Source organism: Faecalibacterium sp. OM04-11BH (genome assembly GCF_003482185.1).
Taxonomy (GTDB): domain Bacteria; phylum Bacillota; class Clostridia; order Oscillospirales; family Ruminococcaceae; genus Faecalibacterium; species Faecalibacterium tardum.
In genome coordinates, this window is sequence record NZ_QULS01000012.1 from 1 (window position 1) to 20,479 (window position 20,479).

Sequence of the window (20,479 nt, forward strand, 5' to 3'; positions counted from 1 at the left end):
GTTTTTTGTCAAGCACTTTTTTGAGAAGCTTTTGAAGTTTTTTGAACTTGGAGCGCTTTGGGTTTCTCGGTATCAGCCGGAACTTTTCAGCGTCTATTGGTTCTTTTCAAGGGCTTCCTGCTGAGCTTCCAGAAGTCATTCTTTTGTCTCAGCGCTTGGCGCCCACATATAGTACCATACCGCAACTACTTTTGCAAGCCTTTTTTACATTTTTTTCGTCTTTTTTTGCACTTTGTATACATCAGCTAGTTTTTTGCTCAGTTTCAGGGAATGTTTTGACCTTTCTTCCACCATTTCTGCGCAAAAACAGCCGCTACACAAAAAGTGCAGCGGCTGTTGCCTTGGGATTCAGTTCTTTTCTTCCTGCTTCATCTCACGCAGGGTCAGCCAGACGGCTGCTGCCAGCATCGGCAGTGCGGCGATCAGTCCAATGGGCATGGGGCCCAGTACATTATAATAAGCATCTGCCGGGGTGACCAGCACCTGCGGCAATGCTGCAATGGCATTGAACGCGCCGTGCGCAATGGCAGGCACCCAGATGCTCTCCGTTTTCTCATAGAGGATATCCAGCAGGGTGTTCAGGGCAAAGCAGACCACGCACCACACCACCAGACCCAGCAGGGGTGCGCCCAGATAGTTGGTGCCGTACTCGTAACCCACCAGCAGCATCAGCGGCCAGTGCCAGACGCCCCATACAACACCGCCCAGCAGACGGCCGTTCAGCAGACCAAACCGCTCTTTCAGGCGAGGCATCATGTAGCCGCGCCAGCCGACCTCCTCGCCCAGCGCGGGGAACATATTGATAGCCGGGGCAAGGAGCACCGCAAACAGCCCGTTTTGCAGCAGATAACTGAGGGTGGAGACCCCCAGCTGGCTGCGCAGGGTCTGCGCGTCCATCTCGCCGCCGTAGGCGGCTACCAGCCAGCTGCCGGAAAAGTCCAGCCGGGAGGGGAAAACGGCAAAATACAGCACTGCGCCCAGCAGGGTGAGCACCGCCGGGCCGAACCATGCCGCCAGCCAGAACCGTCGCTTACCCTGCACCTTCCAGCCGATGCCGGTGGGCTGGCGCAGAAATGCCTTTTGCACCAGCAGTACAGCCAGCAGCGGGCAGAACATGGTAACGATGAGCGCCAGCTGATACAGCACCGCATTATTCTGCTGCAATAGTGCCATGCAGCCGCCGACCTGGCACAGCCACGCCATGCCGAAGGCGAACAGGAAGTACAGGCCGAAGCCCTGTTTTTCTTTTGCTGTCATACGAACTTCACCGCCGTTCCATAAGCTATGACCTCTGCTGCGCCCTGCATGACACTGGCGGAGGCGTACCGCATCCCTACAATGGCATCCGCGCCAAGGCTTTCAGCGTCCTTGACCATGCGCCCGGTGGCGATCTGCCGTGCTTCGGTAAGCATATCTGCGTAGTCGGTCACCTCGCCGCCCACAAGGGTGCGGAAGCCGGCCATCATGTCGTGGCCAAGGTTGCGGCTTTGCACCGTGCTGCCCCGCACCACGCCCAGCGCCTCCAGCTTTTTGCCCGGGATCTCGTTAATAGTTACGATAAGCATCTTCTTCTCCCTTTCCGATCTCTTCGATCCGATCCAGCAGCACCTTCAGGGTGCCTACGATGCAGCCCGCCGGGATGCCGAACATCACCACCAGCAGCGGCAGCGGCGGGGCATCCTGCGGGTCGGTGTAGATTGCCCAGCCCATGATAGCCATTACAAAAGCCATCATGGTCACAAAAAGGGCGGCACCGATGCAGGCACCCCGGATGCGGCGGGTCTTTTGGTCGGTACGTTCAATGTTCACAAAAGTCACTCCCTGTTCTTCCCGTGCGGTCAGACGCGCCAGCGTCTGCTCCACATCCAGTTGTTCCAGAGGGCCGTTCTCCTGTTGAAGCAGCGTGCAGAAGCCGATTGCTTCCTCCAAGTCGGCGCGGCGGCTGCGCAGACGTTCCAGCTGCTGGCTCATGCCCTCGGCCAGCGTGCGCTGCCCTTCCAGCATCTCCCGGATCTCTGCCAGCGGCACGTCCAGCTTGCGCAGCAACTTGATGCGGCGCAGACGTTCCACATCCGCCTGCGAGTAGCTGCGGTAGCCGTTGCCCGGCTCCCGGCTGGGACTGATGAGCCCCTCTTCCTCGTAAAAGCGGATGTTCTTTTTGGTCACGCCGACGGCGGCTTCCACTTCGTTGATCTTCATGGGTCACGACCCCCTCCTTACGGGAGTATTCTACACCTTCCACAAAGGGGAAGGTCAAGCCTTTTTGCAAAAAGAGCCGCCGCACAAGGTCGTACAGCAGCTCCTTCCTTTAAAAATAGCACTTGATTTGGAAACGGTCGGCGTTGTCCTGCTTTTTCTCTACCACGATATGCTCGTGGTTGAAGTCGAAGTGCACCGGGGTGCACAGGTCGGTATTGCGGGTCAGGCGCAGCAACTCCTGCACACGCTTCTTTTCCTCCGGCACATAGAACAGGTAGCTCACGCCCTCTTTTTTGGCGCGGCCGGTGCGGCCGATGCGGTGGGTGTAGTGCTCGTTCTCGCTGGGCACATCATAGTTGATGACAGCATCCACATCCGAGACATCGATGCCACGGGCGGCCACGTCCGTAGCCACCAGAATGGCCAGCTTGCCGTCCCGGAAAGCCTGCATGATCTGGTTGCGCTCCTTCTGGGAGAGGTCGCCGTGCAGGCAGTCCACCGAGAAGCCCAGCCGTGCCAGCTGGTTTGCCAGTGTGGCGGTGTTGAACTTGGTATCGCAGAACACCATCACCCGCTTGTAGCCCTCGCCGATGATGATCTGTGCCAGATCCGACAGCTTGTTGCGGCCGGAGGTCTCCAGCATATACTGGGTGATCTTGGGCTGGCTTTCCTCCCGGGGCTGCACGGTGATCTCCTCGGCGTTGTGCTGGTACAGCCAGCCGATATCCATCACCTCGCGGCTGATGGTGGCGGAGAACATGGACAGCGCCTTGCGTGCCTTCATCATCTCGATGATGTGGCGCACATCCTTATAAAAGCCCATGTTCAACATTTCATCGGCTTCGTCCAGCACGATCTGGGTCACATGGGAGATATCAATGCTGTGGTGCTTATAGTGGTCCATCAGCCGTCCCGGGGTGGCTACCACAATCTGGCAGCCCTCGGCCAGACGCTTTGCCTGCTTTTCCATGTTGGCACCGCCATACACACAGGCCACCTGCACCTCGGGCATAAAGTAGGTGAGGTTGGTCAGTTCCTCAGCGATCTGCTGGGCAAGCTCCCGGGTGGGTGCCATAATGACGGCCTGCGGATATTTGTTTTCCGGCTGGATATGCTCCACCACCGGGATGCCGAAGGCACAGGTCTTGCCGGTGCCGGTGGGTGCCTTGGCAATAACATCATGCCCTGCCAGCATGAGGGGGATGGTCTTTTCCTGAATCTCGGTCATTTCAGCAAAGCCCATGCGTTCCACTGCCTTGTGGATGGCTTCGCTGCACTGCAACTCGCTGTAAAGCATTTGGACAACTCCGTTCTTTGTGGCGTTTTTTCTCGTTGCAACAAGTATAGCATGAAATGCCGCGCTTGTCAGCAGAGAAACAAAAAGAACCGCACCCGGGGTCACGGGTACGGTTCTCAGTGTGCAGGATCAGGCGGTCTCTTCCACGCTCTTCTTGCCGGCCTCCAGCTTCTGCTTGAAGCGGCCGCTGGCCTTGAAGCCGGGGATGGAGGTAGACTCCAGCTGGCTGGAGACCTTGGTCTTGGGGTTGGTGTAAGCCTTCGGCTTGCGGGGACGCATCTCAAAGCGGCCAAAGCCGGCGATGGTCACCTTTTCGTCAGCGCGCAGGCAGTCCGCGATCTGGTCAAACATTGCATCCATCGTGGTCTCGACCTGAGCTTCAGTAAAGCCGGTCTTACGTGCCACGGTTTCGATCATCTGGGAACGGGTCATGTATCGATATCCTCCTGGAATGTCCAAAAGTAACGTCTTTTGGCAAATTTTGCGTTGTTGAGTATAACATATTTCTCGTACTGTTTTCGATGGATTGCGCACGAAATGTATCTTATTGCACACGAACTATATTCAGTTCCGTGCACCCCGCACAAATACAGCGCCCACCGTTTCGGCAGGCGCTGTACAGAACTATTTTATGCGGGTCTCAGGGCTTATTTGCCGCGGTACAGAGTGGCGATATCCACCAGCGGGATGTTTGCCAGACTGTGCTCGCTGCGCAGGCAGTCCACCAGAGAAGCGGCTGTATCCACTGCGGTGATGCAGGGGATGCTCAGCTCCACGGCTTTACGGCGCAGGCGGACGGAATCGCGCCGGGGGTCACGACCCTTGGCGCTGGTGGAGAACACATAGTCCACCAGACCGCTCTGCAGCAGATCCACGATGTTGGGTGCCTCGCCGGAGATGTTGCGCACCTCGTTGCAGGGAACCATGTGCTTGTTGAGCCATGCACAGGTGCCGGAGGTACCGTAGAGCTTATAGCCCATATCCTTCAGCTTCCATGCAATATCCACGAACTCGGGCTTGTCGCTGTCCTTCACGGTGAAGATGCAGCAGCTGCCCGGGCCGGGGGTCTTGAAGGTATAGCCTGCACCGATCAGACCCTTGAGCAGGGCATCGTGGTAGTTGGGCGCAATACCCAGCACCTCGCCGGTAGACTTCATCTCGGGGCCGAACTGGGTATCCACGGCGTGCAGCTTTTCAAAGCTGAACACGGGCACCTTTACCGCCACATAGGGGGCGTTGGGGTGCAGACCGGTGCCGTAGCCCATATCCGTCAGCTTCTCGCCCAGGCAGCAGCGCACGGCCATATCCACCATGGGCACGCCGGTGACCTTGGAGATGTAAGGCACGGTACGGGAGGAGCGGGGGTTCACCTCGATGACATACACACGGCCATGGGAGACGGCGTACTGCACATTGACCAGACCGGTGACGTGCAACTCGCGGGCAAAGCGGCCGGTATAGTCCACCATGGTGTCGATCTCGTCCTGCGTCAGGTGCTGTGCCGGGTAGACACAGATGGAGTCGCCGGAGTGCACACCGGTGCGCTCCACCTGCTCCATGATGCCGGGGATCAGGAAGTTTTCGCCGTCGCAGATAGCGTCCACCTCGCACTCGGTGCCCATGATGTACTTATCCAGCAGCACCGGGTGATCCATGTCGACGTGCTCGGTGATAACGCCCATGTACTCGATGATATCCGCCTTGTTGTAGGCCACGATCATGTTCTGACCGCCCAGCACATAGGAGGGACGCATCAGCACCGGCAGACCGATCTCCTCGGCAGCGGCCAGCGCCTCGTCCAGATTGAACACGGTACGGCCCGGAGCGCGGGGGATGTTGCAGCGCTCCAGCAGTTCGTCAAAGCGCTCGCGGTCCTCGGCCTCGTCAATGGCGTCCGCCGGGGTGCCCAGAATGGGCAGACCGATCTCGTCCATGTGCTTGGCCAGCTTGATGGCGGTCTGTCCGCCGAACTGCACCACGCAGGCATCCGGCTTTTCGGTGGCAATGATGTTGTCCACGCTCTCCGGGTTCAGCGGGTCGAAGTACAGGCGGTCGCCGGTATCAAAGTCGGTGGAGACGGTCTCGGGGTTGTTATTGACCAGAATGGCCTCGCAGCCGTTCTTTTTCAGCGTCCATACGCAGTGCACAGAGCAGTAGTCGAACTCGATGCCCTGACCGATGCGGATGGGGCCGGAGCCAAAGACCAGTACCTTCTTCTTTTTAGGCTCACCCTTGGCAGCGGTCTCGGCTTCCTTCTCGGCGATGAAGCTTGCAGCCTCGTTGTCGCCGTCGTAGGTGGAGTAGAAGTAGGGGGTGTTGGCCGAGAACTCGGCAGCGCAGGTATCCACCATCTTGAAGCCGGCGCGGTAGTTCTCCACAGGCAGGGTATCCACCTGTGCCAGACGGCGGATGGTCTTATCTTGGAAGCCGTACTTCTTGGCAGTCTTGTACTGCTCCAGAGACAGCACACCGTTGCACTGTGCCAGACCCTTTTCCAGATCTGCCAGATGCTGCATCTTATCCAGGAACCACCAGTCGATCTTGGTGATATCGTAGATGACCTTGTGGTCGATGCCGCGCTTCAGCGCTTCGTACACGCAGAACACGCGCTCGGCGTCCTGAACGTGCATGTGCTCCACCACTTCCTCGTCGGTCAGCTCCTCAAAGGGCTTGTGGGTCAGGGTGTCCATGCCCAGCTCAATGGAGGAAACAGCCTTCATCATGGCGGCTTCAAAGCTATTGCCGATGCTCATCACCTCGCCGGTAGCCATCATCTGGGTACCCAGAGACTTGTCGGCGTAGACGAACTTATCAAACGGCCACTTCGGGTACTTGACCACGATGTAGTCCAGTGCAGGCTCGAAGCAGGCGCAGGTCTTGCCGGTAACGTCGTTGGTGATCTCGTCCAGCGTGTAGCCGATGGCGATCTTGGTCGCCACCTTGGCAATGGGGTAGCCGGTAGCCTTGGAAGCCAGTGCGGAGGAGCGGGACACACGGGGGTTGACCTCGATGACCGCGTAGTCGAAGCTGTCCGGCTTCAGGGCAAACTGGCAGTTGCAGCCGCCCTCGATGCCCAGCTCGGTAATGATATCCAGTGCGGCGGTACGCAGCATCTGGTACTCGTGGTCGGTCAGGGTCTGGGAGGGAGCCACGACCACCGAGTCACCGGTGTGGATGCCCACGGGGTCGAGGTTCTCCATGTTACATACGGTGATCACGTTGCCCTTGTGGTCGCGCATCACCTCGTACTCGATCTCTTTCCAGCCGGCGATGCACTTTTCCACCAAAATCTGATGGATGGGAGAAAGGCGCAGGCCGTTGGTGCCGATCTCGATCAGCTTTTCGCGGGTCTCGCAGATGCCGCCGCCGGTGCCGCCCATGGTAAAGGCCGGGCGCACAATGACCGGGTAGCCGATGCGGTCGGCACAGTCCAGTGCGTCCTGCAGGTTCTCCACCACCTCAGAGGGGATGATGGGCTGGTGCAGCTTTTCCATGGTCTCCTTGAACAGCTCGCGGTCCTCGGCACGGTCGATGGTCTCGGGCTTGCAGGCCAGCAGACGGATACCGGTGCGGTCCAGATAGCCGGAGCGTGCCAGCTCCATGGACAGGTTCAGACCCATCTGACCGCCGAGGTTGGGCAGCACGGAGTCCGGCTTTTCGATGTCCAGAATGCGCTCCACGACTTCCAGCGTCATGGGCTCGATATACACATGGTCGGCCACATCCGGGTCGGTCATGATGGTAGCGGGGTTGGAGTTCAGCAGAACGGTCTCGATGCCCTCTGCTTTCAGGGCGCGGCAGGCCTGCGTACCGGAGTAGTCAAACTCCGCAGCCTGACCAATGATGATAGGGCCGGAGCCAATGACCAGCACCTTTTTGATTCTGGGGTCCTTCGGCATTTCAGCGTGCCTCCTTTGCTGCTTTGACGTTGTTCAGGAAGCGGTCGAACAGGAATTCGGTGTCCTTGGGGCCGCCGTTTGCTTCCGGGTGGAACTGCACGGTAAAGCAGTTCCACTTTTTGTACTTGATGCCCTCGCAGGTGCCGTCGTTGGCGTTCACCTGTGCCACCTCGCCCATCTCGGCGGGCAGCTCCTCGCCCACGACCGCGTAGCCGTGGTTCTGGCTGGTGATAAAGGTGCGGCCGGACTCAAAGTCGGTCACAGGCTGGTTGGCACCGCGGTGGCCGTACTTCAACTTCATGGTCTTGGCACCGGCTGCCAGTGCGGACAGCTGGTGACCCAGACAGATGCCGAAGGTGGGGATGTTCAACTCAAAGATGTGCTTGAGGTTTTCGATAATCTCCACCGGCTCGGCGGGGTCGCCGGGGCCGTTGGACAGCATAATGCCGTCCGGGGCAAGGGCCTTGATCTGCTCTGCCGTTGCAAAGGCGGGCATCACGGTCACTTTGCAGCCGCGCTTGACAAGGCAGCGCACGATATTGCGCTTGCAGCCGTAGTGCATCAGCACGATATGGGTCTCGCCTTCCGGGTTGAACACCTCGGGGGCGGCGCAGGTCACGTTCTTCACGGCATCGGTCACGGCGTAGGCGCGGATCTCAGCCAGCAGTGCCTCGGTCTCGGCCTTGTTGGCCGGGTCGGCGGGGTCAAAGGTGGTCAGGATGGCGCCGTTCATCACGCCGCTCTCCCGGATGATGCGGGTCAGGTGACGGGTGTCGATGCCCTCGATGCCGATGGTATTGTTCTTTTTCAAAAAACTGTCCAGCGTCTCCTCACAGCGCCAGTTGGAGGGGGTGGTGCAGGCTTCGCGCACGATGTAGCCCTTTGCCCAGATACGGTCGGACTCCATGTCATCGTGGTTCATGCCGTAGTTGCCGATGAGGGGGTAGGTCTGGGTGATGATCTGGCCGTAGTAGCTGGGGTCTGTCAGGGTCTCCTGAAAGCCCACCATGCCGGTGGAGAACACCACCTCGCCCACGGTCACGCCCTGCGCGCCCACGGACTGTCCGGCAAAGACCATGCCGTTTGCCAAAAGAAGATATGCGTTCATAGTTTTCCTCGTTTCAACAAAAGCTTTCAGTTTACAGGGTCTGCTTTGCTTCCTGCTTCATCTTGCGGCTGCCCAGATGCACCAGCGGCAGCTTGCCCTCCTTGCAGATGGGGCACTCCTCCGGGGTATAGTTGGGCAGGTCCAGCTTCAGGGCGCTGGCCAGAATGGGAATGGGAGACGGAGCCTCGGGCTTGGTGCGGTCCACCACGCAGGTGATGCCAAGGCAGATGCCGCCGGCCTCTTCGATGACGCGCTTGGTCTCCAGAGAGGAGATGCCGGTGGTCACCACGTCCTCGGCGATGATGCACTTTTCACCCGGATGGATGGCAAAGCGCTTCAGGCACATCACGTTGTCCACGCGCTCGGTAAAGATGGCGCGCTTGCCGGTCTGGCGGGCCAGCTCGTAGGCGTACACGATGCCGCCCATGGCAGGGCCGACGATGACGTCCACATCCAGTTCCTTGACCTTATCGGCCACAGCCTTCATCACCTCGGCGCAGCGGTCCGGGTACTGCTGCAGATAAGCCATCTGGCAGTATGCGCCGGAGTGCCGGCCGGAGGACAGCAGGAAGTGACCCTCCAGAAATGCGTCACAGCTCTTCAGAATTTCAAGTGCTTCACTCATTGTACTTCTCCCTCTCTTTTCAGTGGTGTATATTCCTTTGGGTGGTATTGTACCACGCTTTTACACTATTTGCAAATTTATGCGCTAAGTTTTATTTTATGCGCATAATTGTAGATATTTTATGGATATATCCGTTTTTATTCTGCATGACGGGCGCAGCCGCGGATCTCATCCAGCGTTTTCACGCCGTTCTTGTCCATCCATGCTGCCATCTCGTCGGCAATGGTTTCCATAGCGCGGGGGTTTGCAAAGTTTGCGGCACCCACCTGCACTGCGGTGGCGCCTGCCATGATGAATTCCAGTGCGTCACGGCCGGTGGCAATGCCGCCCAGACCCACCACCGGGATGTTTACAGCCCCCACGGCCTGCCATACCATGCGCAGGGCAATGGGGCGCACCGCCGGGCCGGACAGACCGGCAAAGATGTTGTTGAACACCGGGCGGCGCTTTTCCAAGTCAATGGCGCAGGCCTGAAAGGTGTTGGTCAGGCTGATGGCGTCCGCACCGGCGGCTTCCACAGCCTTGCACATCTCGGGGATATTCTCGGCCTGCGGGCTCAGCTTGACCATCAGGGGCTTTTTGCAGGCAGCGCGCACCATGCGCACCACCTCACCGGCAGCTTCGGCCTTTACGCCGTAGGCCATGCCGCCCACCTTGACGTTGGGGCAGGAGATGTTCAGCTCCACGATGTCCACTGCGCTCTCGCTCAGCATCGCTGCGCCTTCCACATACTCCTCCTCGCTGTGGCCGCCAAGGTTTGCAATGGCCACCGTGCCGTACTTCTGCTTCAGTTCCAGCATCTCGGGCAGCTCCACGTCAATAAAGTGCTGCACGCCGGGGTTCTGCAGGCCGATGCTGTTGATGAGGCCGGAGGGGGTCTCCCACAGGCGCTCGCCCTTGTTGCCGTACTGGCCGTGCAGGGTAAGCCCCTTGCCGGAGATGCCGCCGATTTTAGCAAAATCGGCCAGCTCCTCGTACTCAACACCGTAGCCCACGGTGCCGGATGCGCCGATGACCGGGCTGTTCATCACAAAGCCCAGCAGGTTGGTTTTCAGGTCTGCCATCAGAAGAACACCTCCGTTGCGTCAAATACAGGGCCGTTCTTGCACACGCTCTTGCCCTCGCCGCCCTTGGTCTCGCAGGTGCAGCCAAGGCAGGCACCAATGCCGCAGGCCATCTTCTTTTCCATGCTCACAAAGCAGGGGGTGCCTTTTTCGGCACACAGGCGGGCGGCGTTCTTCATCATCACGGTGGGGCCGCACACCAGCACCACGTCGTAATCGGCGGGGTCGTACAGCTGGGTGACAAAGCCGTGGAAGCCCACCGCACCGGTGTCGGTGGATACTTTTACAAGGTTTGCGATGCTGCGGTACTCCTCCATGCAGTAGGGGGTGTCGCGGAAGCCGAAGAACACGTCCGGCTTTACTCCGGCAGCGGCCAGCTCGCGGGTGAGCTGGAACATGGGCGCAGTGCCGATGCCGCCGCCCACCACGGCGATCTTCTGATACTTGCTCAGGATATCCGGCACATCAAAGCCGTTGCCCATGGGGCCGGTGAGCTGGAAGGTATCCTGCTGCTTGAGCTGCGCCAGCTTCTCGGTTCCCTCGCCCACCACCTGATACAAAAACTCGATGGTGCTGCTGTCCGGGTTCCAGCGGTGCACGCTGATAGGGCGGGACAGGAAGGGGGCTTCGTCTGCGCCCCAGGAGCGTAGGGTGAAGAACTGGCCTGCGTGGGGGGCGTGGTCGCGGTCCGGCCACACCACGGTCAGCAGGCGGATGTCCGGGGCAATGACCTCATTGCGCAGGACGGTGGCTTCACAGCAGGCTGCACGCATGAGCAATGGCCTCCTTCATGTTCACACACTCGTTGTAAGCGGCCTCGTCAAAGGCAGTGCCCGGCTGCTTCTTGTAAGCCAGCAGGATGCCGCGGCTGGAGTTGACCACGCCGCCGTTGCCCTTGGTGAGGTACTGGGCGATATCCTCGGCCTTGCCGCCCTGTGCGCCGTAGCCGGGGATCAGGAAGAAGCTGTCCTGATACTTTGCGCGGATCTCGGTAGCCTCCTCGATGTGGGTACCGCCGATGACCAGACCGATGGAGGAGTAGCCGTGCTCGCCCATGTAGTCCTTGCCCAGTGCGTTCAGCTTGTCGCCCACCAGATCGTAGACGTGACGGCCGTCGGCCAGCTTCTCGTACTCAAAGTCCTTGGCGCCGCCGTTGGAGGTGCGGCAGAGCACGAACATACCCTTGCCCTGCTTTTCGGCGTAGGGCAGATAGGGGCTGATGGAGTCCAGACCCATGTAGGGTGCCAGCGTGACGAAATCGCTCTCAAAATCGCCGGTAAAGTGACCCATGGCGTACATCTCGGCGGTCTTGGCAATGTCACCGCGCTTGATGTCCGCGATCACCGGCACACCGGCCTCGCGCACAGCCTTCAGGGTGTCGGCGTAGGCCTTCATGCCCTCCAGACCCAGAGACTCATAATAAGCGATCTGCACCTTGTAGCAGCCCGCCACAGCCTTGGTGGCATCAATGAGCTTTTTGTTGAAGCGCACGATGTTCTCGCCCTTGGTCAGGGTGCTGTCCACAAAATCGGCGGGCAGGTAGCTGAAGTCGGTGTCCAGACCCACGCACACCGGGCCGCGGGCTTCCACAGCTTCGTACAGTTTGTCCATGTTCGTCATTTGGGTGTCCTCCTGTAAGTCGTATTGTAGAACCCTCTCAGGCGCTTGCGCGCCAGCTCCCCCGAAGGGGGAGCTTTTTCTCTTGAGGGCAACTGTTTCTTTTCGTGATATGCAAACTGCTTTCCGTGCTCTCTGAAGCTCCTCCTCGGGGGAACTTCAGAGAGGGTTTTGTTTTTTACTCCTCGGCCTGATAGGTGATCTTACCGGCCTTGATGGTGGCAAACACCTTGCCGTAGAGCTGTGCACCGTCAAAGGGGGTGTTGTGGCTCTTGGAGTGCAGCTTTTCCTTTTCCACCGTGTAGGGGGTGTCCAGATCCACCAGCACAAAATCGGCATCGAAGCCCGGCTCCAGCTGACCCTTGGCAAGGCCTAGGATCTCGGCGGGGCGGGTGCTCATCAGATGCACCAGCAGCTCCAGCGGCAGTCCCTCCTGCTTGCACAGCTTTGTGTAGCACACGCCGAAGGCGGTCTCGCTGCCCACCATACCGGCCATGCCCTTCAGCTTATCCTCTTCGGAGTGGGGTGCATGGTCTGTGGCAATGGCGTCCACGATGCCGGTGCGGATGCCCTCCACCAGTGCCTCCACGTCATCGGCGGTGCGGATGGGCGGGTTGACCCGGTAGTCGCAGGTGTCGTTGGTGAACCACAGGTGGTGGGGGGTCACCTCACAGGTGACGGGTGCGCCCCGCAGCTTTGCCATACGGATGGCGTCCAGCGCACCCCGGGTGGACACATGGCACATGTGCAGCCGGGTCTGGTAGTACTCGCTCAGCCAGCAGTTGCGCACTGTCTCGATATCCTCGGCCAGACGGTAGTCCCACGGGCTGATCTCCATATCCTCGGCGTGGCTCATGACCGTGATGTCCTTTTGGGTGCAGATGGCAAATGCCCGCGCCATGGTGGCGTTATCCTGCACGCCGTGGCCATCCTCGGTGATGAACTTCACGCTGGCGGGCAGGGTCTTGAGGTGGTCGATGCTCACACCGTCAAAGTTCTCGGTGATGGAGACGGTCTGGTTTGCATCGCACAGCCCCACCTCGGCAGCTTTCTGCTCCACCATCACAGCCTGTGCGGCGGAAGAGCAGACGGGCTTTGTGTTGGGCATCAGGTTTACAAAGGTGTAGCCACCGGCGGCAGCAGCGCGGCTGCCGGTCTCGATGTCCTCCTTGTACTCAAAGCCCGGGGTGCGCCAGTGGCAGTGCAGGTCCACAAATGCGGGCAGCACCGTCAGCCCACCGGCATCCACCACCGTCTCGTTCTCGGCGGCAAGGGCGGAAAGATCCTGCCCTACGGCAGCGATCTTTCCATCCTTTACAAAGATCTCGAGCGGCCGTCCCTCGGTGTTCACAGCGTTTGTCAGCAGCATCGCGATTCCCTCCTGTAATGGTATTTTTAGGTATCAAACGCCCGAAAACGGGCAAAAAAAAACTTTTCCCCGCAAAGGGAAAAGCTCATTGCGCAAAAAAAGGAAACAACGAAGCCACGGCAAAACCGGACGCGAACTGCTTGTTCAGTTTCGGGTTCTGGGCGCTGCACAGCATGGTGTTTCTCCTTTTCTTGATGGTTGCGTTTTCATTCGTATTATTTTATCATAGAACCGCAAAATATGTCAATGGCTGCGCGCAAAAACAGGTGCTAAAAGGTTTCTGGTATCTCTCGCCGAATTTTGGATACTCTACCCAAAACCCGGGCCATGCGGCAAAATAAATGCCATTTTGTTCCACAATCCCTAGCGCGGCACTGTACTTTCGTCTCCTGCTGTGCTATTATAATACGGTAAAAGGGAGAGCCCCGCCGCGTGGGCGGGTGTTTATGGGAAAGAGAGGTTTTCCGCATGGGTTTACTTGAGGACGCGCGGAACATCCAGCGCAAGGACCCCGCCGCACGCAGCGTGCTGGAGGTAATGCTGCTGTACCCGGGATTCCACATTCTGGTGTACCACCGCATTGCGCACTGGCTGTACGAGCACAAGCACTTTTTTCTGGCACGATGGGTCAGCCAACATGGCCGCCACCGCACCGGCATCGAGATCCACCCGGGTGCCACCATCGGCAAGTGTCTGTTCATCGACCATGGCATGGGCATCGTGTTCGGCGAGACCTGCGAAATCGGGGATAACTGCACCATCTACCACGGGGTAACGCTGGGCGGCACCGGCAAAGATACCGGCAAACGCCACCCCACCTTGGGCAACAATGTGCTTATCGGCGCGGGCACCAAGGTGCTGGGCCCAGTGTTCATCGGGGATAACGCCCGCATCGGCGCAGGCAGCGTGGTGCTGCGCAACCTGCCCGCCAACTGCACCGCCGTGGGCGTGCCCGCCGAGGTGGTGCGCATCAACAACAAGGCGGTGAACCCTGCCGACGATCTGGACCAGCAGGATCTGCCGGACATCGTCTCGCAGCGGCTCACCGATCTGGATCGCCGCCTGAGCCAGCTGGAAAAAGCGGCGCAGGGCGATATCCCACCCACTGCCGCGCAGATCGCCGCCCGGCAGCGGAAATAAAAGATTTCTTTGATAAAAAGAGGAGACAGGCTTCCCGGAAAGGGTCGCCTGTCTCTTTTTTGTCGTCAGCTGCGGTTATAACACCTGCTCACCGTTTTCTTTATTGCAGTACATCCGGGCATCAGCCTGCCGGATAGCCTCGGTCAGGGGCTGCACATTGCACACGCCGCCAATGCTTACCGAAAGCCGGAGCTCCGGGTGGCTGGGCACCCGTGCCGCCTGCACAGCGTTCTGCACCCGCCGGATGACGCTTTCTACGCCGTCAGGGCAGTTCTGGGGCATCAGCAGCAAAAATTCATCGCCGCCGTAGCGGATCAGGATATCGGTCTGGCGCAGGCAGCTTTGCATGGCTGCGGCCACGGTTTGCAGCGCCTCGTCCCCCACCAGATGCCCAAAGCTGTCGTTGACCGACTTGAACTGGTTCACATCGATCATCGCCACGCCGCCGTGCATCTCACCCCCGGCAAGGAACTTATCAAAATAGCGGCGGGTGTAGGCCCCGGTCAGGGGGTCTACGAAGGCGCTGCGCTCCATTCCGTCGCAGCGGTCCAGCAGCAGCCGGTGGCCGCCCATATCCAGCCAGCGGCCATCCGTCAGCCGGGTGACCATTTCCAGCATACAGCCCCTGCCGCCTACCTCGATGTACTTGGAGATGACAAAGTAGGCCTCCTCGTCCTTGAACTCGATCTTATTCAGAATGGTCTTGCGGGCGTAGGCTTTGGCCGAGATGCAGTTTTCGCACCGGTTATCCCGGTTCCATACCATGTGGCAGTTGCCGGGCTTTTCGGTCAGGATGCCGTCGCTATCCAGCGCAAGCACCTTGCGGTGCTCCGGGTCTACCAGACGCACCACATCAAAGATGCCCTGCAGCCGCCGTAGGAACCGGGCGGGATCTTCCTCCGGGTCGGTCGCAGTCAGCAGCTCTGCCTGATGCTCCACGCGGTGCTGTTCATCGGTGAGCTGCCCCAGCACGTTCACGCAGCGGCGCACCCCAGCACCGCTCCAGATGGTGTGCAGCGCCATCCGGTGCAGGTGCGGCTTCCCATCTCGCTCCACCATGACCGGCAACACCACGTCCGGTGCTTCCGGCGTGGCGCGGCTGATGGCCTTGGAAAGCTTGCGCTGATCCTGCTCGTTCAAAAAGCCAAGTCCCCTGCCCTGTGCAAAATCGGTCACCGTTTTTTGCTGCAAGGGCTCGGCATGGTAGTCATACACGGTCACGCTGCCTGCCAGCAGGTCGTAGTCGAACCGGATGCCGCCGCACTGGGCGGCGTAGAAATCCGTGCGTTCCTTTTCCTGTTCCAGCAGCAACTGGGAGTGGTTCTCCCGGGGCAGCGCCTCCCGGTGCAAAATCTCCTCGGAAAGGCGGTGGGTCTCCTGCCGAAAGCCGCGGTCCCACTCCGAGCGGGTCAGCTCGGTGCGCAGCTGCTCCGAGGACTTTTGCAGGCAGTCCAGCAGCAGCGGGTTAAAAGCGCCGCACTCGCCGTTTAGGATCATGCGCAGTGCGGTGTCGTGGTCGTAGGCGTGCTTATAGCAGCGCTCGCTGGTCAGGGCGTCGTACACGTCCGCCAGCGCCACCACCTGCGCCGCAATGGGGATCTCGTCCCCTTTCAGCCGGTCAGGGTAGCCATTGCCGTCCCAGCGCTCATGGTGCCAGCGACAGATGGCGTGCGCCACCTGCAACAGCGGCTCGTCCCGGGCAATAACCTGTCCCAGATCCTGCAGCATCTGCGCGCCCGCCACGGTATGGTTCTTGATAATGGCAAACTCTTCGGCGGTCAGGCGTCCGGGCTTGTTCAGGATCTCCTCCGGGATGACGATCTTGCCGATATCGTGCAGCGCCGAGGCGGTGCTGATGCGGGCGATATCGCTTTCGTCCAGCTGATAACGGTCAGTCTTTTGCACCAGCCGGTGCAAAAGCAGGTCGGTCAGGGTGCGGATGTGCAGAACATGCAGCCCGCTCTCGCTGTTGCGGAACTCCACCACATGGCTCAGGATGCTGATCATCAGCACGCTGTTGTGTTCTTTTTCGTACACCTGATCAGTGACAAGGCGGGTGAGCCGCTTTTGCTTGGCGTACAGCATGAGGACATTCTTCACCCGGCGCAGCACCATGATCCGCTCGAAGGGACGGCGGATATAGTCCGTTACCCCCAGATCGTAGGCGCGCTCGATGTTGGCGGTGTCCTCTGTCGCCGAAATGACGATGACCGGGATCTCGTCCAGCCATGCGTGGTACTTCATCACCCGCAGCACATCAAAGCCGTCCATGCCGGGCATCATCAGGTCCAGCAGCAACAGAGAGATATCCGTGCGCTGCCGCATCAGCTCCACTGCCGCTGCGCCGTCCTCTGCTTCCAGATAGTCATAGCCATCGCCCAGTATCTCCTTGAGCAGGGCACGGTTGATCTCGGAATCATCCGCGATCAGGATCTTCGGTTTCTCGTTCATGGCCATGTTTCTCCTTTTGCGGCGCATCCTTCTGCCCCGGCTTTGTTCCGGGCACACCGTCCGCACTGACTGGATGTAATAGGTTTTCCCTAACATCCGCTTTATTGCATTCATTTATACTTTACTGGATTTTACAGCAAAATGCAAGGCTGCGTGCAACATTTCTGCCATTTTCCGGTATTTTCTGCAAGCGTTCTCATTCCCGGTTGTATAAATGCAATCCAATCCGTACTGAAACCTATTTCTGGTGAAAGGGCAATTCTGGAAAATCCGCAGATTTTCCAGAATTGCAAATTAAAAACAGTCTTTCCTCTGATGATGCGCAAAGCAAAGCGGAGCGCATTTTAAATCGTTCCACTCTGAAAGAAAAAGGACCGCTGCGCAAAACACGCAACAGTCCTTTTAAGGTTCATTCTTGGGGCATCATGGCATCGAACCAGCCCATCAGCTCCGCAGCCATCTGCTCCAGCCGGGTCTCCGGCTGCCATGCAGGCTGTGCGGGCTCCGGGGGCAGCGCCTGTTCCGGGGCACAGAGAGTCTCCTCCGTTTCCGGTACAGGCTGTTCCGGGGCAGCCTCGCATTGCGGCACGGCCTCGGGGGCTGTATCCGGCTGCACGGGTGCTTCCGGGGCAGTCTGCTGCATGGCAGCAAGAGCAGCTTCCGCTCTGCGGCAGGCGGCCTCAGCCTGTTCTGCCCGGGCATTGGCCTGTTCCAGCTGCTCCCGCGCCTGCTCACAGGCGGCTTCCAGCTCTGCATTCTCGTGCTTGAGAGCAAGCAGGGTGCGCTCAAAGGCGAACATCCGGGTCTGGTACCGGCGCACCTCGGCGCGTGCCGCAGCCAGCTTACGGCTCAGCTGCTCTGCCTGCGCCCGGGCGCTTTCCGCCTGTGCTGCGGCAGATGCCTGTACAGCGGCCTGCCGGGCAAATTGTCCGCGCAGGGCACCGGTCTCCCGCTCTGTCTGCACCATGATGCCCTCCCATGCACACCTTGCACGGGGCTTGCGCTGACCGCATGGGCGCAGCTGCCAGCCCCATTGTAGCCTGTAATTACTTCCGCTTGTTCAGGATGGCCAGCAGCTCGTCGTAGTAACGGTTATCGCTGCTTTCCTCTTCCACAGCCTTCTTTTCAGCCGGAGCAGCAGCCGGTGCGGCATTGGATGCCGGGGCTGCGGCTGCGCCAGTATCGCTGCTGAACACCGCAGACGGCACAGACTGTGCACCGCCCATGGCGTTGTTGATGCTGTTGCGCAGATCGCTGGCGCTCTTGTTGTCGAAGCCGGTGGCCACAACGGTTACGCGCATCTCATCGGACAGATTCTCATCAAAGGCAGTACCCCAGATAATGTTTGCATCGGGATGTGCGCTCTGGGTGATGAGACCTGCGGCGGTCTCCACGTCCTCCAGACCGATGTCGGGGCTGGAAGTGATGTTGATGATAACGCCGTGCGCACCGGCAATGCTGGTCTCCAGCAGCGGGCTGGAGATTGCAGCCTTGGCGGCGTTCTCGGCCTTGCCTGCACCCTTGGCGCTGCCCACGCCCATGTGGGCGTAGCCGGCATCCTTCATGATGGAGCGCACATCGGCGAAGTCCAGATTGATGAAGGCGGGCACATTGATCAGGGCAGAGATGGACTCCACGCCCTGACGCAGCACGTTATCGGCGGCCTGGAAGGCGTTCATCAGGGTGATCTTTTCCTGACTGATCATCTTCAGGCGCTCGTTGGGGATGACGATCAGGCTGTCAACGTGCATCAGCAGGTTGGCAATGCCCTGCTCGGCCAGGCCCATCTTGCGCTTGCCCTCAAAGGAGAAAGGCTTGGTAACGATGCCGACGGTCAGGATGCCCAAATCGTGTGCCACCTCGGCCACAACGGGTGCTGCACCGGTGCCGGTGCCGCCGCCCATACCGGCGGTGATAAAGACCATCTGGGAGCCCTTGAGGGCGTTGGCGATCTCGTCCTTGCTTTCTTCCGCGGCGCGCTGGCCGATTTCCGGGTCTGCACCCGCACCGCGACCCTTGGTCAGCTTGGAACCCAGCTGCACCTTGACCGAGGCATGGTTCTTGGCCAGTGCCTGCTGGTCAGTATTCATTGCGATGAACTCCACGCCCTGCAGGCCGTCGCTCACCATGCGGTTCACAGCGTTGCCGCCGCCGCCGCCCACACCGATCACCTTGATCGTCGTAACGTTCTCGTCCAGTTCTTCATCGAGCATCAATGCCATAACTTTGTCCTCCATCGGATTTTTATGTGGAACTGCGCAAAAGCCGCACAGATATTATCATACGATACTTATATAACAGTATCGTATCATTTTTTCATTCCGATTGCAAGACAAAATTGCTTTTTCGTGGGTGTTTTTTTCATAACCCCACTCCGGGCGGGTATTTCCTGCCAAATCTGTGCGCCCAGCCCCGCCAAAAGCCGGTCAAGGTCTGCATAGCCGCGCCGGACAAACTCCACCCCGCCAAGGCGGCTGCTGCCCCGGGCAGCCAGTGCCGCAATCACCAGCGCTGCCCCGCCCCGCAGGTCCGGTGCGGTCAGCTTTGCCCCGTGCAGCACCCCGGCGGACTGCACATACAGGGTGCGCTCTGCCACCCGGACGTTTGCCCCCAGCGCCGCAAAGCCCTCGGCGCAGGCAAAACGGTGTTCAAACACCCTGTCCTGCAAGCTGCTTTCGCCCTGTGCGCAGAGCATCACCGCCGCCAGCAGCGGGGCGGCGTCCGTGGCAAGACCGGGATAAGGTGCGGTGTGCACATTTCCCGCGCCGCGCAACGCCCCGAACCGTGAAATGGCGGCAGCATCGCGCGCACGCTCTACGGTGCAGCCCATTTGTTCCAGAATTTCCAGCAACGGCGCATACAGCCCGGGTGCGCAGCCCGCCAGTTCTACCCTGCCGCCCGCCGCTGCCGCCGCACAGGCCAGCGTAGAGGCGATGATACGGTCTGCCACCGGTGCAAAGGTGCAGCCTGCAAGGCAGCGCTTTCCCTGCACCCGGATGGTGTCGGTGCCCGCGCCCTCCACGCAGCCGCCGCAGACGTTGAGGAAGGCGGCAAGATCCACGATCTCCGGTTCCTTTGCGGCACCATGCAGCACGGTCTGCCCCTGCGCCGTAGCAGCGGCCAGCAACAGCGTCTCGGTAGCGCCCACGCTGGGAAAGCTAAGACAGATCTCCGCGCCCCGCAGCCCCGCCGGGGCGTACAGTGTAAGCTGTCCGGGCGCTGCGGGCAGCTGCCGCACGCCCATCTGCGCCAGCCCCTGCAAATGCAGGTCGATGGGTCTTGCCCCGATGCGGCAGCCCCCGGGCAGTACGGTGTTCACCCGCCCCAGCCGCGCCAGCATCGGCGCGCAGAACAGGATGGACGCCCGCATCCGGCCTGCGGCCTCCGGTGCAAGGTCGGTGCGCATGGGCTGCCCCTGCACCACCAGCTCTGCGCCCTGCCAGCCCGCCGTGCAGCCCACGCCCCGCAGCAGGGCAAGACAGTCCTCTACGTCGGTCAGGCGCGGCACATTTTGCAGCCGCACCGGCCCGCTGCACAGCAGTGCTGCTGCCAGCAACGGCAGCACACTGTTTTTGGCCGCAGGCAGTTCCACCCTGCCCTGCAAAGGCCGTCCGCCCGTAATGATCCAATCCCCAGCCATGCCAAGACCCCCGTTCTGCAAAAGTTACCCCATGGTATGCAAAACGAGGGTCTTTGGTTAAAGAAATGCG

The 20,479-nt window shown here is 59.9% G+C and carries 18 protein-coding genes; 2 read left to right on the top strand and 16 right to left on the bottom strand.

Features of this window, described 5'->3' with window-relative positions; genetic code table 11:
- Positions 1 to 348: 348 nt before the first annotated feature.
- The 12 genes from DXB44_RS10430 to DXB44_RS10485 all read right to left on the bottom strand — a co-directional run bounded on the left by DXB44_RS10430 (position 349) and on the right by DXB44_RS10485 (position 13,178).
- On the bottom strand, positions 349 to 1,257 hold the full coding sequence (locus tag DXB44_RS10430) for a CPBP family intramembrane glutamic endopeptidase (protein WP_118658684.1): 909 nt from the start codon (positions 1,255 to 1,257) through the stop codon (positions 349 to 351).
- On the bottom strand, positions 1,254 to 1,565 hold the full coding sequence (locus DXB44_RS10435) for a heavy metal-binding domain-containing protein (RefSeq protein WP_005920073.1): 312 nt from the start codon (positions 1,563 to 1,565) through the stop codon (positions 1,254 to 1,256). The genes DXB44_RS10430 and DXB44_RS10435 overlap by 4 nt, the downstream gene beginning before the upstream one ends.
- Complete coding sequence (locus DXB44_RS10440) at positions 1,546 to 2,199, bottom strand: MerR family transcriptional regulator (RefSeq protein WP_005920447.1); 654 nt, start codon at positions 2,197 to 2,199, stop codon at positions 1,546 to 1,548. The genes DXB44_RS10435 and DXB44_RS10440 overlap by 20 nt, the downstream gene beginning before the upstream one ends.
- 109 nt (positions 2,200 to 2,308) lie before the next feature.
- On the bottom strand, positions 2,309 to 3,496 hold the full coding sequence (locus tag DXB44_RS10445; protein WP_015537546.1) for a DEAD/DEAH box helicase: 1,188 nt from the start codon (positions 3,494 to 3,496) through the stop codon (positions 2,309 to 2,311).
- 129 nt (positions 3,497 to 3,625) lie between these two features.
- A complete protein-coding gene (locus DXB44_RS10450) occupies positions 3,626 to 3,928 on the bottom strand; it encodes an HU family DNA-binding protein (RefSeq protein WP_005920451.1) in 303 nt (100 codons plus the stop codon).
- A 215-nt stretch (positions 3,929 to 4,143) separates the two neighbouring features.
- On the bottom strand, positions 4,144 to 7,395 hold the full coding sequence (gene carB / locus DXB44_RS10455) for a carbamoyl-phosphate synthase large subunit (protein ID WP_118658685.1): 3,252 nt from the start codon (positions 7,393 to 7,395) through the stop codon (positions 4,144 to 4,146).
- Position 7,396: 1 nt separating this feature from the next.
- Entirely contained in the window at positions 7,397 to 8,503 is a 1,107-nt protein-coding gene (locus DXB44_RS10460; protein ID WP_118658686.1) for a carbamoyl phosphate synthase small subunit, read from the bottom strand.
- 31 nt (positions 8,504 to 8,534) lie between these two features.
- Positions 8,535 to 9,128: an orotate phosphoribosyltransferase gene (gene pyrE, locus DXB44_RS10465; RefSeq protein ID WP_055186835.1), complete on the bottom strand. Its 594-nt coding sequence runs from the start codon at positions 9,126 to 9,128 to the stop codon at positions 8,535 to 8,537.
- Between the two features lie 137 nt (positions 9,129 to 9,265).
- Positions 9,266 to 10,192 (bottom strand): dihydroorotate dehydrogenase, encoded by a 927-nt coding sequence (locus DXB44_RS10470; protein ID WP_055186834.1) that lies wholly within the window; start codon positions 10,190 to 10,192, stop codon positions 9,266 to 9,268.
- Positions 10,192 to 10,965 carry a dihydroorotate dehydrogenase electron transfer subunit gene (locus DXB44_RS10475; RefSeq protein WP_118658687.1) on the bottom strand — a complete coding sequence of 258 codons (774 nt, stop codon included), beginning with the start codon at positions 10,963 to 10,965 and terminating at the stop codon, positions 10,192 to 10,194. The genes DXB44_RS10470 and DXB44_RS10475 overlap by 1 nt, the downstream gene beginning before the upstream one ends.
- Positions 10,946 to 11,812, bottom strand: a complete 867-nt coding sequence (pyrF, locus tag DXB44_RS10480) for an orotidine-5'-phosphate decarboxylase (RefSeq protein ID WP_097779313.1) — start codon at positions 11,810 to 11,812, stop codon at positions 10,946 to 10,948. Before pyrF ends, DXB44_RS10475 begins: the two co-directional genes overlap by 20 nt.
- Before the next feature lie 175 nt (positions 11,813 to 11,987).
- Positions 11,988 to 13,178 (bottom strand): dihydroorotase, encoded by a 1,191-nt coding sequence (locus tag DXB44_RS10485; RefSeq protein ID WP_118658688.1) that lies wholly within the window; start codon positions 13,176 to 13,178, stop codon positions 11,988 to 11,990.
- On the opposite strand from DXB44_RS10485, the gene DXB44_RS14450 reads away from it, so the two are divergent.
- Complete coding sequence (locus DXB44_RS14450) at positions 13,166 to 13,519, top strand: hypothetical protein (RefSeq protein WP_147366443.1); 354 nt, start codon at positions 13,166 to 13,168, stop codon at positions 13,517 to 13,519. The two genes, DXB44_RS10485 and DXB44_RS14450, sit on opposite strands and share 13 nt — an antisense overlap.
- A 127-nt stretch (positions 13,520 to 13,646) precedes the next feature.
- Complete coding sequence (gene epsC, locus DXB44_RS10490; RefSeq protein ID WP_097779311.1) at positions 13,647 to 14,318, top strand: serine O-acetyltransferase EpsC; 672 nt, start codon at positions 13,647 to 13,649, stop codon at positions 14,316 to 14,318.
- 75 nt (positions 14,319 to 14,393) lie between these two features.
- Here epsC and DXB44_RS10495 read toward each other — a convergent pair whose 3' ends face one another.
- From DXB44_RS10495 to DXB44_RS10510, 4 genes are all read right to left on the bottom strand, one after another.
- A complete protein-coding gene (locus tag DXB44_RS10495) occupies positions 14,394 to 16,769 on the bottom strand; it encodes a diguanylate cyclase (RefSeq protein WP_118658689.1) in 2,376 nt (791 codons plus the stop codon).
- A gap of 409 nt (positions 16,770 to 17,178) precedes the next feature.
- Positions 17,179 to 17,736: a hypothetical protein gene (locus tag DXB44_RS10500; protein WP_118658690.1), complete on the bottom strand. Its 558-nt coding sequence runs from the start codon at positions 17,734 to 17,736 to the stop codon at positions 17,179 to 17,181.
- Positions 17,737 to 17,815: 79 nt separating this feature from the next.
- The gene (gene ftsZ, locus DXB44_RS10505; protein ID WP_055186827.1) at positions 17,816 to 18,991 is read right to left on the bottom strand and encodes a cell division protein FtsZ; all 1,176 of its coding nucleotides are present in this window, start codon (positions 18,989 to 18,991) and stop codon (positions 17,816 to 17,818) included.
- An 86-nt stretch (positions 18,992 to 19,077) separates the two neighbouring features.
- Positions 19,078 to 20,409, bottom strand: a complete 1,332-nt coding sequence (locus DXB44_RS10510) for a UDP-N-acetylglucosamine 1-carboxyvinyltransferase (protein WP_118658691.1) — start codon at positions 20,407 to 20,409, stop codon at positions 19,078 to 19,080.
- Between the last annotated feature and the right edge of the window lie 70 nt (positions 20,410 to 20,479).

Coding starts and splice junctions, on each gene's coding strand:
- DXB44_RS10430 (WP_118658684.1), bottom strand. CDS start 1,257: ATGACAGCAAAAGAAAAACAGGGCTTCGGCCTGTACTTCCTGTTCGCC.
- DXB44_RS10435 (WP_005920073.1), bottom strand. CDS start 1,565: ATGCTTATCGTAACTATTAACGAGATCCCGGGCAAAAAGCTGGAGGCG.
- DXB44_RS10440 (WP_005920447.1), bottom strand. CDS start 2,199: ATGAAGATCAACGAAGTGGAAGCCGCCGTCGGCGTGACCAAAAAGAAC.
- DXB44_RS10445 (WP_015537546.1), bottom strand. CDS start 3,496: ATGCTTTACAGCGAGTTGCAGTGCAGCGAAGCCATCCACAAGGCAGTG.
- DXB44_RS10450 (WP_005920451.1), bottom strand. CDS start 3,928: ATGACCCGTTCCCAGATGATCGAAACCGTGGCACGTAAGACCGGCTTT.
- carB (WP_118658685.1), bottom strand. CDS start 7,395: ATGCCGAAGGACCCCAGAATCAAAAAGGTGCTGGTCATTGGCTCCGGC.
- DXB44_RS10460 (WP_118658686.1), bottom strand. CDS start 8,503: ATGAACGCATATCTTCTTTTGGCAAACGGCATGGTCTTTGCCGGACAG.
- pyrE (WP_055186835.1), bottom strand. CDS start 9,128: ATGAGTGAAGCACTTGAAATTCTGAAGAGCTGTGACGCATTTCTGGAG.
- DXB44_RS10470 (WP_055186834.1), bottom strand. CDS start 10,192: ATGGCAGACCTGAAAACCAACCTGCTGGGCTTTGTGATGAACAGCCCG.
- DXB44_RS10475 (WP_118658687.1), bottom strand. CDS start 10,965: ATGCGTGCAGCCTGCTGTGAAGCCACCGTCCTGCGCAATGAGGTCATT.
- pyrF (WP_097779313.1), bottom strand. CDS start 11,812: ATGACGAACATGGACAAACTGTACGAAGCTGTGGAAGCCCGCGGCCCG.
- DXB44_RS10485 (WP_118658688.1), bottom strand. CDS start 13,178: ATGCTGCTGACAAACGCTGTGAACACCGAGGGACGGCCGCTCGAGATC.
- epsC (WP_097779311.1), top strand. CDS start 13,647: ATGGGTTTACTTGAGGACGCGCGGAACATCCAGCGCAAGGACCCCGCC.
- DXB44_RS10495 (WP_118658689.1), bottom strand. CDS start 16,769: ATGAACGAGAAACCGAAGATCCTGATCGCGGATGATTCCGAGATCAAC.
- DXB44_RS10500 (WP_118658690.1), bottom strand. CDS start 17,736: ATGGTGCAGACAGAGCGGGAGACCGGTGCCCTGCGCGGACAATTTGCC.
- ftsZ (WP_055186827.1), bottom strand. CDS start 18,991: ATGGCATTGATGCTCGATGAAGAACTGGACGAGAACGTTACGACGATC.
- DXB44_RS10510 (WP_118658691.1), bottom strand. CDS start 20,409: ATGGCTGGGGATTGGATCATTACGGGCGGACGGCCTTTGCAGGGCAGG.